Source organism: Acinetobacter sp. V116_7, from assembly GCF_056735735.1.
In genome coordinates, this window is sequence record NZ_JBWZIF010000011.1 from 1 (window position 1) to 15,892 (window position 15,892).

At 36.2% G+C, this 15,892-nt stretch carries 14 protein-coding genes and 1 pseudogene; 4 read left to right on the top strand and 11 right to left on the bottom strand.

Features of this window, described 5'->3' with window-relative positions; all coding sequences use genetic code 11:
* Window positions 1-68: 68 nt before the first annotated feature.
* The 5 genes from AC1PJP_RS00700 to AC1PJP_RS00720 form a co-directional block, all read right to left on the bottom strand.
* Window positions 69-740, bottom strand: a complete 672-nt coding sequence (locus AC1PJP_RS00700) for a 3-oxoacid CoA-transferase subunit A (RefSeq protein ID WP_009392076.1) — start codon at window positions 738-740, stop codon at window positions 69-71.
* A gap of 340 nt (window positions 741-1,080) precedes the next feature.
* The gene (gene ispD, locus AC1PJP_RS00705; RefSeq protein WP_479766364.1) at window positions 1,081-1,797 is read right to left on the bottom strand and encodes a 2-C-methyl-D-erythritol 4-phosphate cytidylyltransferase; all 717 of its coding nucleotides are present in this window, start codon (window positions 1,795-1,797) and stop codon (window positions 1,081-1,083) included.
* Window positions 1,763-2,152 carry a cell division protein FtsB gene (gene ftsB / locus AC1PJP_RS00710; RefSeq protein WP_004643028.1) on the bottom strand — a complete coding sequence of 130 codons (390 nt, stop codon included), beginning with the start codon at window positions 2,150-2,152 and terminating at the stop codon, window positions 1,763-1,765. The genes ispD and ftsB overlap by 35 nt, the downstream gene beginning before the upstream one ends.
* Window positions 2,153-2,419: 267 nt before the next feature.
* Window positions 2,420-3,373, bottom strand: a complete 954-nt coding sequence (locus tag AC1PJP_RS00715) for a bifunctional helix-turn-helix transcriptional regulator/GNAT family N-acetyltransferase (RefSeq protein WP_282496911.1) — start codon at window positions 3,371-3,373, stop codon at window positions 2,420-2,422.
* Between the two features lie 182 nt (window positions 3,374-3,555).
* Entirely contained in the window at window positions 3,556-5,733 is a 2,178-nt protein-coding gene (locus tag AC1PJP_RS00720; protein ID WP_479766365.1) for a TonB-dependent siderophore receptor, read from the bottom strand.
* Window positions 5,734-6,157: 424 nt separating this feature from the next.
* Between AC1PJP_RS00720 and AC1PJP_RS00725 the strand changes: the two are divergent.
* Window positions 6,158-6,837, top strand: a pseudogene (locus tag AC1PJP_RS00725) (hypothetical protein).
* 23 nt (window positions 6,838-6,860) lie between these two features.
* On the opposite strand, the gene AC1PJP_RS00730 reads toward AC1PJP_RS00725, so the two are convergent.
* Window positions 6,861-7,238, bottom strand: coding sequence for a hypothetical protein (locus AC1PJP_RS00730; RefSeq protein ID WP_151768725.1), 378 nt, complete (start codon window positions 7,236-7,238; stop codon window positions 6,861-6,863).
* 336 nt (window positions 7,239-7,574) lie between these two features.
* Between AC1PJP_RS00730 and AC1PJP_RS00735 the strand changes: the two genes are divergently transcribed.
* Window positions 7,575-8,252, top strand: coding sequence for a DUF421 domain-containing protein (locus AC1PJP_RS00735; protein WP_479766366.1), 678 nt, complete (start codon window positions 7,575-7,577; stop codon window positions 8,250-8,252).
* Window positions 8,253-8,328: 76 nt separating this feature from the next.
* Here the strand turns inward: AC1PJP_RS00735 and eno are convergent, their stop codons facing one another.
* The 3 genes from eno to AC1PJP_RS00750 form a co-directional block, all read right to left on the bottom strand.
* Entirely contained in the window at window positions 8,329-9,618 is a 1,290-nt protein-coding gene (gene eno / locus AC1PJP_RS00740) for a phosphopyruvate hydratase (protein WP_107880794.1), read from the bottom strand.
* Window positions 9,619-9,679: 61 nt separating this feature from the next.
* Window positions 9,680-10,537, bottom strand: coding sequence for a 3-deoxy-8-phosphooctulonate synthase (gene kdsA / locus AC1PJP_RS00745; protein ID WP_003652054.1), 858 nt, complete (start codon window positions 10,535-10,537; stop codon window positions 9,680-9,682).
* Between the two features lie 30 nt (window positions 10,538-10,567).
* Window positions 10,568-12,205, bottom strand: coding sequence for a CTP synthase (locus tag AC1PJP_RS00750; RefSeq protein ID WP_479766367.1), 1,638 nt, complete (start codon window positions 12,203-12,205; stop codon window positions 10,568-10,570).
* Between the two features lie 223 nt (window positions 12,206-12,428).
* Between AC1PJP_RS00750 and AC1PJP_RS00755 the strand changes: the two genes are divergently transcribed.
* Together AC1PJP_RS00755 and AC1PJP_RS00760 are read left to right on the top strand one after the other, a co-directional pair.
* Window positions 12,429-12,896 carry an internalin gene (locus AC1PJP_RS00755; protein WP_479766368.1) on the top strand — a complete coding sequence of 156 codons (468 nt, stop codon included), beginning with the start codon at window positions 12,429-12,431 and terminating at the stop codon, window positions 12,894-12,896.
* Between the two features lie 243 nt (window positions 12,897-13,139).
* Window positions 13,140-13,985, top strand: a complete 846-nt coding sequence (locus AC1PJP_RS00760; RefSeq protein WP_479766369.1) for a metal-dependent hydrolase — start codon at window positions 13,140-13,142, stop codon at window positions 13,983-13,985.
* 63 nt (window positions 13,986-14,048) lie between these two features.
* Here AC1PJP_RS00760 and AC1PJP_RS00765 read toward each other — a convergent pair whose 3' ends face one another.
* Both AC1PJP_RS00765 and AC1PJP_RS00770 read right to left on the bottom strand, forming a co-directional pair.
* Window positions 14,049-15,143 carry a YheT family hydrolase gene (locus tag AC1PJP_RS00765; protein ID WP_282496542.1) on the bottom strand — a complete coding sequence of 365 codons (1,095 nt, stop codon included), beginning with the start codon at window positions 15,141-15,143 and terminating at the stop codon, window positions 14,049-14,051.
* A 19-nt stretch (window positions 15,144-15,162) separates the two neighbouring features.
* Window positions 15,163-15,879, bottom strand: coding sequence for an SGNH/GDSL hydrolase family protein (locus AC1PJP_RS00770; RefSeq protein WP_199987550.1), 717 nt, complete (start codon window positions 15,877-15,879; stop codon window positions 15,163-15,165).
* Window positions 15,880-15,892 lie beyond the last annotated feature (13 nt).

A 15,892-nucleotide genomic window follows, 5' to 3' on the forward strand; every position in this document is an offset into this window, starting at 1 on the left:
TGTGCCACACGTTTTGCAATCTGGTCACGGCTGAGTTTCTGGTAGCTCATGTTATTTCTCCTTATTGCTTACTGTGCGGGCGCTACTTGTACAACGTGCTGTACAAAGATACCTGGTGTGATGATGTGCTCTGGATCTAATCCACCTAGCTCAACAACCTCAGAAACCTGAACAATGGTCACATCAGCAGCCATGGCCATAATTGGGCCAAAGTTACGGGCAGATTTACGGTAAACCAGATTGCCCCAGCGATCGCCTTTGTAAGCTTTAATCAGGGCAAAATCAGCTTTAATCGGATATTCGAGTACGTAATCTTTACCATCAATTTCACGGGTTTCTTTGCCTTCAGCTAAAAGTGTTCCAAAACCTGTTGGGGTAAACACAGCACCAAGTCCCATACCTGCTGCCTGAATACGGCAAGCCAGATTACCTTGCGGAACTACTTCAAGCTCGACTTTTCCGGCACGATACAATTCATCAAAAACATAAGAGTCTGATTGACGTGGGAAAGAACAGATCACTTTTTTAACTGAACCAGCCTTAAGCAGTTTAGCCAGACCATAATCGCCATTACCGGCGTTATTACTAACAATCGTTAAATCTTTAACACCGAGTTCAATAAGACCATCAATGAGTTCAGCGGGTTGTCCTGCGGTACCAAAACCACCAATCAGGATGGTCGCGCCATCTTTAATCTGCGATAGTACCTCGCTTAGAGAGGACTTACTTTTGTCAATCATTAGACAACTCCATTGTGCTCATTCAGGAAGGAATAGATAAGAGATTTAGGCACACAGAGGCAGAATGAACAGATAGATATTTCACTCAATCCCGAGTGTTTCCCTTAGATTTCCTTTTAAACATTCTTGATAATTTTTGTAATTTGATCTAGTTATCAAACCATGGTTTTGTTCGGTATAAATATTTTTTGTTCGATGATCGAACATTATCTAGTATAGTTGTACGATTTTGATAAATCATAAAACTTATCAATGTAAAAGAATATGAGTGATTATAAATAGATATGTAGAAAACTTACTTAGATGGGCAAATCATCTAAGCAAGTTAAAAATAATAGAATTATGACTGAGATTGCAGAATCAAACGTGCAAGTTCTAAATCATCGGGATAGGTAATTTTTATATTATCCGAACGCCCCATTACAACCTGTACAGTTTCACCCATATACTCGAGTGCACTTGCCTCATCGGTAATAGTGACGTTATTTTCTAAAGCGTGTTCAATTGCTTTTTTTAGTTTACCGATTTTAGTAATTTGAGGAGTTTGAGCTTGCCATAATAAATCTCGGCTAACTGTTTTATCAATTTGATTGCCTGACTTAACCTGCTTTAAAGTATCACGAACAGGAATTGCTAAAATAGCGCTCTCATTTGATTCAATTGCATTTGCAACAAGTGCATTTAAACAATCAAGGGTTACACAAGGGCGAGCCGCATCATGCACAAGGACCCAATCATTTTCATCAGCAAAATTTAAAAGATGATTTAACGCATTTAAAACTGAATGAACTCGCTCAGCTCCACCAATGCAAAAATGCGCCTTATCTATATTTTGAAATGCTAGAGTCTGAGCAAAGGTATCTTGTCCACCAATTGCCAAAACATAACCATTTAATGGAAGTTGGCTTATACGGCCAATCGTATGTTCTAAAACAGTCCTATCCTGAATATATTGATACTGCTTCAATTCAGTTTTAGAAAAACGACTTCCTGATCCTGCAGCTGGAATTACTGCCCACAATTTAGTCTGGGATATCTGGGGATGCAGGTGTCTCATTCGTTTCCAAATCAACTTTAGCGTTCGGGTCAATATAAATAGGTTTGTAATGGGTACTGATCGTACTCATTTGAACAAATGTCTCGTGAGGTTTAACCAAACCAAGATCAAGGCGAGCATGTTCTTCTATTGCTTCTGTACCATTTTTCAGGTCAAAAACCTCTGCTGCCAAAATACGGTTTCGTTCTTTAAGCTCTTCATTTACCTCAGCTTGTTGCTGAATTTGTTGCATAAGAGCTTGATGAGGGATATAGCCACCCTCACCTAACCAAAATTGATATTGCAGAATAGCTACTAAAACAATAACAAGTAGCAATATCAGTTTGCTTGAAGTGGATCGAAATACTTCTAACATATCATTAAGATTTTTAATTAAAAACTTTCGTTAAGAGATTGTATTGTATAGTAATTAACAAGTAGCATGCGCAATTCCTGCAAAAATTTAAGCAAAATTATTAATGGGCATATTACTTTAATTGACCATTGTGACATGTTTCATTTTGTCAAAAATGAATAGAATTTGAAAGGGAAATAATATTTATAAGTACAACTGTTTATAAATCAATCTACCCACAAAAAATCATTCTAAGTATAAGAAATTTATGTCGAGAAAAGCTTATGGTTAATTTCCATTATTTACCCGTGTAAATTGTTGCTCTAACATGGTGTTGCCCCATTGGTCTCCTTCCCATTCATTCGTCAGCTTAAAACCAAAAGTTTCATAAAGTTTTCTTGCGGCGCTAAGGCCACTAAACGTCCATAATTGAACAGCAGAGAATTGCTTTTGATCACAAAAGTTTATTGCTTCTTTTAATAGCTTTTTGCCGATTCCCTGTCCTCGACAATCGTCACTTAAAATAAACCACCGAAGATGAGCCTCGTTATTTCCTAAATCTTCACCATCAATCGCAACAGAACCCACAATCTTATTATTTTTTATTGCCAACCAAATATTATTAGAGTCTTTATAAAGACGGTTAGAGAACTCAGCTAAATTGGTAGCCACTTTTCCTTCAAAAAAAGGTCCAAAATTATAATTTTCATAATAATAAGTACCATGCATTTCTGCGATTCTGCCAATCATACCTGCGCGGTAGCCACTCACAATTTCAATAGTATTGTTATCTATAAGATCTTTATTACCTCGACAGTCTACTAAAGATTCAGCATAGGCTGTCAAACCTTGAGCAATAATAAGTTGTTCAGAAGAGTTTAACTTTTCAATGGCTTGAATAACTCGCATTTCTCCATAATTATTAATTTTTCTTACAGTATCCACTCCTTTCGGTGTAAGTTTAATCACTTTTAGTCTGGCATCATTCTTATCTTGTTCCTCTTTAATCTCACCAGCCTTAATGAGTTTAAGCAACATTCTACTCACACTCGATTTCTCTAGACCTAAAAGCTGTCCTAATTGTACAGCGGTTAAAGAACCTCTATTTTCAAGCTCAAGTAAAGAATGAACAGCTGACGGAGAATAATCAGTAGCAGCAAGAGTTGAACTCATAAAACCTAATTCACGAACCATGATTCGAGATGAACTACGGATTTCATCAATAATTTTTTGGTCAATCATCACTGCACACTCAACATATAGTTGTACAATACAACCATATTTGTAAAAAACATATAGTTGTACAATACAACCATATTTGTAAAAAAGAAGTCAAGATTTTCTTCTCTTTTAAAACGAGCTTAAAAAAGAATAAAAGCCCTCTTTCAAGGACTTTATAAATCATTTTCTTATGTGAGTTTAAATCAGAAATTATAACGAACACTCAACGTTGCATTTCGTGGTGTGCCCCAATTCATTGAGTTAGCACCAATACCTTCATAATATTTTTCATCAAAAATATTATCGATATTCAATTGAAGTTTGATATTTTTATCCACTTGATAGCCAAGCATCGCACTTGCTAAAACATACGCATCTTGCTCAATACGAGAGCTTCCACTTCCCGTATAGTATTTACTCTTATAATTTAAACCAAGCCCTGCACTCCATTGATCAAGTTTGTACTTAACAAATAGATTCGAGGTTGTTCGAGAGTTTGTCGTATTAACCTTTGTGCCTTGTGCATCTTTTGCTTCAAAATTAGCAATACCAAAGTTAATACCCCAATTGTCATTAATCTCGCCATCAGCTTCAAATTCAAAACCTTTACTTTTAACCCCATCTACAGCGCGATAGGCCTGCTCTGTAGTTTGTGTACCATTACGGACAATAAATACTCCCGGTATCGATTCAGCAAAATTAGATTGTTCTATGCGGAATACTGACAATGCTGTATTTAAACGCCCTCCAAACCATTCGCTCTTTAAGCCAACCTCATAACTCTTACCTGTAATCGGATCTATATATTGATCATTTATATCTTTACGTTCTTGAGGTTTAAAAATTTCTGTATAACTCGCATACACAGAATGATCTTGGGCAAAATCATAAATAGCGCCAACATATGGTGCTAATTCATTGTTAAATTCACGGTTACCTTTATCATTTTCAGACTTATATTCCCAATTAGATAAACGTGCACCAGCAATAATTTTCAAAGGATCCAAAATTTGAAATTTACCAGCAACATAAGCAGCAGTTTGTGTGGTTTCATTCAGCGCATTTTTACCATTTAAAACAACAGGCTGAAGCAACTCTTGAGCCATATCATTATAATTAAGTGGTCCACCTAAATACTTTTCAATGTCTTGGTTTGTGTTAGATCCACCAAAAATATCTTTTGTCTTTTCATTCTTATTCCACGATCCACCAATAATGATTTCTTGTGGACGATTAAAAATCGTAAATGGAGCATTGATAAAAACATCAATATTGTTTTCTTCATTTGCAGCTTTTGCACCATATACTGAGACATTATCCTTGCCCTCTTCATTTTTTAATGGACTTGTATTGGTTGCCTTGTCTACTTTTCCAGCTGTATATAGCAACATAGAAGCTGTATCTTCTTTACGGAAGGTATAAGCAATATTTAAATTAACATCATTAAATAAATTCTGCTTTAAGTTCGCAAATACTGCCGTTGTATTTACATCCCAATAAGTCCAAGGTGCACTTACTGTTAAGCCTCTGGAAAAATTGGTACGAGTCCCATCAGTATAAAAAGCAGGTGTACCGCCCCAACGAATACCATCACGATGTAACTCTTGATAAGTTGCACCAAGCGACATGCTTGTTTTATCACTCAAATCATAATCAACCGCACCATAAAATACATTGCGTTCTTTCTCATAGAAATCCATAAATGATTTTTCATCAGAATGTTTTACAAACATGCGACCACGCAATGATCCATCTGCATTAAGTGGCGTGGAAACATCTGCTGAGCTACTCCAAGAGTTCCATGAGCCTAAAGATGTGCTGACATTACCAGTGAGTTCTTTTGAATTTGCATGTTTCCGAATCATGTTCAGCGCCATCGCTGGGTTTCCCGCACCTGTGGTTAGGCCACTTGCACCCTTTACGACTTCGACACGATCATAAATATCTAGATCAAGATCGCCTATACTTAAGTTGGTTGTGCTAGGCATTCCATCTAATAAGTAATAATCCACCTCAAAACCACGTGCATAAACTCTTTGACGTTCATCGGTACGTGAGGTTGAAACACCCGTAATATTATTCATTAAATCTTGAAAGGAATCGATTTTTCGATCATCTAAATATTCACGGGTTAAAACTTTGACCGATTGAGGAGTTTCACGAAGAGATAAATTTAATTTTGTAGAAGTATTTGTGCTTTTTACAGTATAGCTCCCAGAACCTTCAGTAACGGCCGGATTTTCTTGTTCTGCTTGTACTTTTATCGTTGCTAAAGTGGTTGTTTCGGTTTGTTCTGCATAAACAAATGAAGGTACCGTTAAAGCCATAGAAAGTGCTAAAGGGTGAACTCTAAATGCTTTTCTAAAAGGCGGATTGTACATAAGAAAATTCCATAATAACTAATGTGCTGAACCATATTTTTAGCCTTCCACTACCTTGTTCCTTGTTACACAGTAGTAAAAGTTCGGCACAAAAATTAACACGAATGATAATTGTTATCAACTTTAAGTTAATAATTATTCTTATTTGTTTAATTTAAATTACCAATCCATCATTGCATTAAAGAATCGCTATCCACACAGCAAAATTTGGATTTCTAACAGATTAAATATTGATCTTGCTCAATCATGGTGCTGAAACCATGGCTTTATATTATTGATTCAAAAATATATAAACCAATTTTCAAATTCAAATTGACTGTTGAACTGCTGATGGACATGAGAAATAAAAAACTACACAGTATTTTCTTTTATATTTTATTATTCTTCATAAATCTCATGAAAGAGAATAAAGGTATAAACTGTAGTGCACAAAATTTTAGCGTTTTCTTTAGTAAGCTTAGGTTTAAGCGCTTGTGATCACCCTACTGATGATAGCCCTTCAAAAATAATTAATATGGAGAGCAATCATAAACAATATACACCTGCTAACCCTTATATATTTGAATATAATGATATTGTTTACAGTCTAAAAGCTGAACAGCCCCAAGATACCTCCCATATAAAATTTAAAAACTTATTAAAAAAAATTCCCTCTAATGATAATAATTTAGATATTTTAAAAACCAAACGCAAGGTACTTATTCACTTAGGTTGTCTTAAAGACGCATATATAGTTACCGAAAAAATTTTAAATAAAACAGATAGTTCACAACTACAAGAGATGCATGTATTTTCTTAAGAAAAATGAAAAAAGATGCTCATGAAATAAAAGCATGTTATGAAAAAACGGCTCATAGCTATTTAAACGAAATAAATTTAATTCCAAAGGCAGCCATACGATATCAATATGCACTATGGGGCCATTATGCAGCGATGTTTCATGCGGGACATATAGAATATAAAGATAAACTTCAAGAAATCGTTGATTATCATCACATTGAAGATCATAAACAAACATATCAACAAATGTATGAAAATATACTGAATCCAAGTGCTTTTCAAAAACGTTTAGATGCTATTCCCTACAGTCCTGATTGCCACTGAGTCATATTCGCCATTATTGCTAATTAATCATCATAGTTCAGATCATCCTCATCAACATTGATATAATCTGGTTGAGGGTCTTTATCAAATTGTACAGCACGTATTTTAACCTCACCTAAAATTTTCGCCTTCCCTACCCTATGCATACCATCCATTATTCTCCCTTGTGAGCATATTATTATTGGATAAGCCAAATCTGCTTCTTGAATTAATATCATATGATCAATGATATCTTGAGTAGTGGGATGAGAATCTGGATACCAGTAGGGTTCATTTAATTCTTTTATTTCTGATAGCAAAATTTCTTTTACTTTAAAATTTCTAGTTAATGCTACTAAATTATCTACATCCCAAATATAAGTATCATTTTCAACTTTTCTAAAATGATATTGCTTTCTCATCATATAAAATTCGCTTAAAATACAATAATATTAAAATATATCATATACATATTAAGACCAAACATTTTAAAAATTGACAGACTAAATTTAGTCCATACAGATCAAAATTTTTATCTTATTTGATAACTTTAAAATCATTTTTTCTTAGTGTTATTTCTACGATTGAAGCTTCAACTAAATGTTTATTTTAATGAATATTTTTAATAGTAGAATTTATACAAAATCACATAAAGTTCGAATTTTTAACTAACAACTACTTAAAAAGTATATTTTTTCTATTTTTAATTTGCTAAGAATTTTATAAAGACTTCATATACCTATTAAAAAGGAGAAAAAATGGATTTTTTTAATATTTTCATAGGTGACACGACTTGGACCTTTATTTTAGAAATCTTGGTTCGATGCTTTCTTATGTTTATCATTATTATTAGTTTTTTAAGACTATCAGGTAAACGTGGTGTTCGCCAACTCTCCCTTTTTGAACTCGCAATTATTTTATGTTTAGGCTCGGCTGCTGGTGATCCAATGTTTACCAAGGAGTTACCTATTTCTCATGCTTTTGTCGTATTTATCGTTATTCTTTTTCTCTATCGTCTTGTAACTTGGGCGATGGTGAAACATAAAAAAATTGAAGACTTATTGGAAGGAAGAGCTCTCTGTGTAGTCAAAGATGGACTTTTGGTTTACAAAGATTTCCAGAAACAATCATATTCACATGATGAGTTTTTCTCAGAGATGCGCCAACAAAATGTTGAACATTTAGGTCAAGTAAGAACAGCACTGCTTGAATCCGATGGTATTTTGAGTTTACTTTACTATGAAGATGAAGAGGTAAAATGGGGACTCCCCCTATTCCCAGATGCTTATTGCAAAGCTGACGTACTTAAAATCAATACTTTTTATTCATGCATGAAATGTGGTGAAACTAAAATTCTAAATACACTCGATCAAGAATGTTCTCGTTGCAAACACCATAGTTGGGCTAAGTCGTTAAAAACCCGTCGTCTAGGATAATAAAAAAGGTGCTATTTTTTATTAAAAATAGCACCTTAAAATGTTAAAAAACTAATTTTAACTTTTTATTTAAAGATTAGTTTAAACCTTTAAACTCTGCTTTACCGCGGTAAGCAGCTTTAGTCAATTCTTCAATACGAAGTAATTGGTTGTACTTAGAAACACGGTCAGAACGGCAAAGTGAACCAGTCTTAATTTGACCAGCTGCTGTACCTACTGCTAAGTCAGCAATAGTTGAATCTTCAGTTTCGCCAGAACGGTGAGAAATTACAGTTGTATAACCATTTTCTTTAGCAAGGTAAATTGCATCAAGAGTTTCAGTCAACGTACCAATTTGGTTGTATTTGATTAAAATAGAGTTACCTACTTTCTCATTAATACCACGTTGTAAAATCTTAGGGTTTGTAACGAACAGGTCATCACCAACCAATTGGATTTTGTCACCAAGGATAGATGTCAAGTAAGACCAACCTTCCCAATCTGATTCATCTAAACCATCTTCAATTGAGATAATTGGATATTGGTTTACAAGGCCTGCTAAATAGTCAGAGAACTGGTTGCTTGTGAATGCTTTATTGCCTTCACCCGCAAGAACATATTGACCATTTTTGTAGAATTCTGAAGATGCACAGTCAAGCGCCAACATAATATCAGAACCAGCTTTGTAACCAGTTTGACCGATAGCTTCAAGAATAACAGTGATTGCTTCTTCGTTTGAACGCAAGTTTGGAGCAAAACCACCTTCATCACCTACAGCAGTGTTTAAACCCTTTTTGTTTAAAACTGATTTTAGTGAATGGAAGATTTCAGCACCAGCGCGTAATGCTTCAGCAAATGAAGTGAAGCCTACTGGCTCAATCATAAACTCTTGAATATCAACGTTGTTGTCAGCATGTGAACCACCATTGATGATGTTCATCATTGGTACAGGCATAGTCAAAATCTTTTGACCACGTAAGTCAGCGATGTATTGGAAAAGAGGAATTTTCTTTTCATCAGCAGCAGCGCGCGCAACAGCTAGTGACACAGCCAAAGTTGCATTTGCACCCAATTTTTCTTTGTTTTCAGTACCATCAAGTTCGATCATCGTATTATCGATGTCTTTTTGTTCGAATACTGATTTGCCCACTAAAGCGTCACGGATAATCGTGTTTACGTTGTTAACCGCAGTTTTAACGCCTTTACCTAAGTAACGTGATTTATCACCGTCACGTAGTTCTAAAGCTTCACGAGAACCAGTTGAAGCACCAGATGGTGCACATGCACGACCAACAACCCCAGATTCTAAAATTACGTCTGCTTCGATGGTTGGGTTACCACGAGAGTCCAAAATTTCACGTGCACGGATGTCAACGATTTGGCTCATGAACAATTCCTCTGTTGAATGAATATGAGCTGCGATTAAAGCAGCGTAAATGAGTAAAAACTCAATGGGTGTCTAACTTTTTGAATCCTTTAACCAAAGTATCCAATTCTTTTATTTGTGCCAAGAATGGCTCAAGCTGCGACATGCGTAATGCACAAGGTCCATCGCATTTTGCATGTTCTGGGTCTGGATGACCTTCCAAGAACAATCCAGCCAAGCCTGTTGCCATTCCAGCTCGTGCTAAAGTTGTAATTTGAGCACGACGACCACCTGCCGAGTCAGCACGACCACCAGGAGTTTGCAACGCATGTGTTACATCAAAGAAAACAGGAACATTCATTTCTTTCATGATGTCAAAGCCAAGCATATCTACAACAAGGTTGTTATAGCCAAATGCTGAACCGCGCTCACAAAGAATTAATTTATCGTTTCCTGCTTCTAAACATTTATTCAGAATATGACGCATTTCATGAGGTGCCAAAAACTGAGCTTTCTTAATGTTAATAATAGCCTGTGTTTTTGCCATCGCTTCAACAAGATCAGTTTGGCGACTTAAGAAAGCCGGTAACTGAATAATATCAGCTACTTCTGCAACTGCTTCAGCTTGGTGTGGCTCATGAACATCGGTAATGATAGGAACATTAAAATGTTTTTTAATATCGCCTAACCATTCAATACCTTTTTCAAGTCCAGGACCACGGAATGAATGCAGACTAGAACGATTTGCTTTATCGAAACTCGCTTTAAATACATAAGGAATATCTAAGCGTTTGCAGATATCAACATAAGTTTCTGCAATTTCGAAAGCTAAATCTTTTGATTCAAGTACGTTCATTCCGCCAAATAATACAAATGGCAAATGATTTGCCATTTGTATATCGCCTAAACGTACAACTTCTTGTGGTTTTAATTGTGACATTTAAACTTTCCCAGTTTATTTAAAATCGCATTATTTACTTTTTTGATGCTGTGTTTTCGCAGCGTCAATAAAACTAGCAAATAATGGATGTCCATCACGTGGTGAACTTGTAAATTCCGGGTGGAATTGTACAGCAATAAACCAAGGATGTTCAGGAATTTCTACAGTTTCAACCAAATGTTGTGCCGAAGAGTAACCAGAAATCTTCATACCAGCTTGTTCAATCGCCTCAATGAAACGGTTATTCATTTCATAACGGTGACGATGGCGCTCAGTAATTTCTGCTTTACCATAGACTTCACGTGTTTTAGTGCCTTCAACCAATTCAGATTTTTGTGCACCCAAACGCATAGTTCCGCCTAAATCAGACTCAACGCTACGTTGTTGTAACTCGCCACGCTCATCTAACCATTCAGTAATTAAACCAATCAATGGATACTTCGTAGAACGGTTAAACTCTGTAGAAGATGCTTCTGGTATTGCTGCAACATGACGTGCATATTCGATTACAGCCAATTGCATGCCTAAACAAATACCTAAGAATGGAACTTTGTTTTCACGTGCATATTGAATAGCTTTCATTTTGCCTTCAGTACCACGCTCACCAAAGCCACCTGGGACTAAGATTGCGTCAGCTGTTTGCAAAATAGAAACGTCTTGGCTTTCAAGCTCTTCAGCATTGACATAGTCAATCTGTACTTTCACACGGTTTTTGATGCCTGCATGTAACAATGCTTCATTAACAGATTTATAAGCATCTGGTAATTCAACATATTTACCAACCATAGCTACACGTAAAGTGTATTCAGGATTAAGTAATGCTTCGACTACATTGTCCCAATCTTCTAAGTTTGCTTCTGGAAGATCATTAAATCCAAAACGCTCACAGATCAAGTCATCAACATTTTGTTCATAGAAAGTACGTGGAATTTGATAAATCGTTTTCGCATCTTTACATACCACAACGGCACGCGCTTCCACGTTAGTGAACAATGCAATTTTGCGTTTAGTATCAACATCTACATCATATTCAGTACGGCAGATTAAAATATCTGGCTGAATACCAATTGAAAGTAATTCTTTTACAGAATGCTGAGTTGGTTTCGTCTTAAGCTCTGCTGCCGATTTAATATATGGCAACAAAGTTAAATGCATAAGCATGGTACGTTTATGACCAAGCTCAACCATTAACTGACGAACTGACTCCATAAATGGAAGTGATTCGATATCACCAACCGTACCACCAATCTCAACGATTGCAACGTCGTAACCCTCACCAGCACGAAGTACGCGTTCTTTAATATTGTCAGTAATATGTGGAATAACTTGAACCGTACCGCCTAAGTAGTCACCACGACGTTCTTTATTTAAAACATCTTGATAAACACGGCCACTAGTAAAGTTATTCAGTTTGGTCATTTTCGCACGACGTAAGAAACGTTCGTAATAACCCAAGTCTAGATCAGTTTCGGCACCATCCTCTGTGACAAAAACTTCACCATGTTGGAAAGGACTCATTGTCCCCGGATCGACATTAATGTAAGGATCCATTTTAACCATTGTGACTTTTAAGCCACGGGCTTCCAAAAGTGCAGCAACTGAAGCAGCAGAAATACCTTTACCTAGCGATGAAACCACACCACCAGTAACAAAAATAAAATGGGTCATTAAGTTTCTCGTACAATCAAGCCGAAATCGGCCTACAATGTTGGGCAATTTTACTGTACTCTGCCCCTATAAAGCAAAGTCAAACCGCACCAATTCAAAGATCATTAAACAACTGGCTATTCTATCAGCATTTTTAATAAAAAATTAGGTCAATCTCACATGATTTTTTCATTCTCTTTTGCTGTTATAATGCGAGCTCCTCAATTAAATGTTGTTTAGGACAATGGCAAATAAAAAACTTTTAATCTGTGCTGCTATTGCGGCTGGACTATTGTTAACCGCATGCGTCAAAAAAGAAACACCAGAAGAAGAGCAAGAAAAGGTTGAAACTGCTGTTTCAGAACCTAAACCTGCTGAACCTGCAAAATTTGAGTCTTTAGAAAGTGTTAAAACTGAAGAAGCTCAAACTCAGGAACCAACGCAAGTCGAAGTTCACCACGAAGAAACAGCGAATACTACAACTGAAATTCGCCGTGAAACTCGTCCTGCCCATTCTGAGCAAAATTCACAAACAACTGTTTCTGAACAACCTAAAGCAGAGCCGAAGCCAGAACCTAAACCTGAGCCAAAAGCAGAACCTAAGCCTGAGAAAGCTCAGTCTAAACCTGCTAAGCCAGCAGAACCATCTCAAACTGAAGATGATGCTGTTGCCGCTGCAATTGCTGCTGCTACGCCAGCGCTTAAAAACTAAGTTCTCGTATGAATATGCCCAAATTAAACACTTGATTTGGGCTTTTTAAATATTATTAAAATTATCAATTCACTCATTAGTTTCACTTTTTTATTCCAATTTGTCTTTAAAGTTTCCCTAGATATCAATTTAGGACAACCTACTTCTTTCACTTGAAAAAGCATTGACGTTCCCTATTCTGAGATGTAATTTTTAATCAAGTTCCTTTTTGGAACTCTAATTAAAAGAAGATTGGAGCTTAAAATGAATACCGTATCAAATCGCGTGCCTGCCTCATTTCCAGTCCGTCGTATGGACTATAATTTTGAAAATGTACCTCGCTATTGGTGTAATAACGAACCCACTTTTACACATTATTTTACGGGTTTATCTACATTGTTCCCCGAGGGTGAATCATATTTTGTTCGTTCAGTTCGAGCCTTACGTGCCAAAGCAAAATCAAATGAAATTCTAGATCGCGAAATCAGCGCATTTATTGGTCAAGAAGCAATGCATTCAAAAGAGCATCATGCCTTTCATGTCAGCGCCCAGCAACATGGCCTTGATCCCGAATCTTTGGAAAAAGCAACTGGTATCGTTTTAAAAAGTATTGAAAAAGTTTTTAGTAAAAAATGGAATTTGCTCGTAACAGTTGGCTTAGAGCACTATACCGCGGTACTTGTAGTGAGCATGATGCAGTCTGTTAATGAACTCATGACAGACTCAACGATCCGTAATTTATGGTTATGGCACAGCATTGAAGAAACTGAACATAAAGCTGTCGCCTTTGATCTTTATGAACACTTATATGGAAATGGGCTAAGCGCATATCTGCCACGTATCACCGTCTTCACTTTAAGTTTATTTTTAATTACGGGCTTCTCAACAATCTATCAATTCGTTCTTATGAACCGAGATCGCCAACTACTTAATTTTAAATCTTGGCGTAAGTTCTTTAGTTTTGCTAATAAGCAATACAGAACATTGATTCCTAAATTTTTTGACTATTATCGATTTGATTTTCACCCTAACCAAACAGATGAAAAAGACCTCGTTGCTAGTACCAAAATCAAAATTGAACTGAAAGATCCGAAATTGCTTTTATCCTGATCCAATAAAACCATAAAGCCCATCTATTGAATGGGCTTTATGTAATCAATTACGGCAATACCGTCACTTTTTATGATCAACCATAAAATAATTCGATATTAATTTGGCTGCCCATGAAGTACTTTTCCAACCTTCGTAAAAACCACAATGACTTCCCTTTTTAGTGGTTACCACTGCAATATTACTCATTTGCTGAATAGTTTCTTTATAAGGCTCTAAATTTTTAATAGAGCATACTGGATCATCTTCAGCATTAAGAATCATTAATGGAATTTTGACATTTTCAAATACATAAATTGGATTAATTGCCTGACAATAACTTTGATAGTCCTGAAAGCCTGCCATTTCAAAGTATTCTTTTTCAAACTCTTCGAGACTCGTCGTTGCAAGAACTTTTTCTAAAGAAGCAATCTGATTCCAAGTACTTTGATAAGGATGAATAAAATATTTAAATAACTTTTTGGTCATCATTTTGCTATAAAACGGGTGAACATTTTTAAAGCCAATCTCCGTGTTGTAGCCTGGGCACATTGCAAAAGCAGCTTTAAATGGTGTGTCAGTGCCTTGCTCACCCAAATAACGAACTAACAATCCTGTGCCAGCAGAAGAACCAACTGCATACAAATCCGATTCAGGAAACAAACTTTGAATATGCGTAAGCTGCTCTTTAAGATCACTTGTTGATCCGAAAAGAGAAATCTGTGGTACAGGCATAGGTAAACCCGCATGCCCACGGCGTAAGCATAGTGCTATTCTCCATCCCGTATATTGATGAATATCTCTCACCAATTCACGCATACTTTCAGGTGTTCCTGTAATGGTGTGCATGATAACCACCGTGGGAGTATCTTTCGGAAGATTATAGCCATACCATGCAATTGCAGTTACGCCACCATCTTTCATGCTGAGTTGCTCAATACGGTCATATTCAAGCTTGATGGTTTTTTTTCTAATAATATCGAAATATAAAAGATGGACATGATTGTTAGTTAACCATGGTGTAGGACGATATTTCTGCTTAAGTTGGGGCAACTTATCCAAAACATCTTTAATTTTCCCTTGTGGGTCATAATAGATTTTTGGCTGTTCAGCACCGAGTACTGAGTCAAACAATTCTGAACCGAAAGCTTTAATTTTATTTAAAGTAGATATGCCCATATCCAATCACGACCTCTGATTATGAGTTAAATGATTGCCGCACTAATGCTGCAACCTGCTGTCCCCAAATTGCATAAATTTCTTTGCTTGGATGAAAGCCATCACTTGCCATAGGCAGATTCAAAGCTTGAAAACTTTCAATATCATATTGAATGAATCTAAATTGGTTTTGTGCTTCTACCCAGTTATATAACACTTGATTCATTTGCTCCGCGTATTTTCCAAACAACCAAGCCAATGGATTGGGTAAAGCTGGAAAATGTTGCATGGGCGGAACGCCTGAAACAATAATGAGTTTAGGCTGAAAACGTGCTTGTATATATTCAAATAATTGCTTTTGTTGTTTTATCCATGAATTTGCTGACGTTAATTTTGTCACATCATTAACGCCAATAGATGTAACAACAACATCATAATTTTGCGGCTCTAAATACTGTAAAGCTTGAAAAACCTGCTTAGTAGTATCACCTGTTTTTGCATGAAGTTTCCAATTTATCAAATATTGATTTTGTAACTCAGAAATAATTGCGCCAGATAAAGCATCTTGTTGTGTTTCAACGCCAACTCCCGCTGCGGCAGAGTCTCCTAAAATAAGCAGAGACAATGGTCTGCCCTTACCAACCATGCCTTCTCTTTCACCACTGGCTTCTAGCAAGCGTGGTGTATTCTTACGAACCTTTGTTCCCTGCACAAAAATTACAGGTAACAATGCTAAAGTTGAAAGTTTTAACCACATTCTATTAATCTCT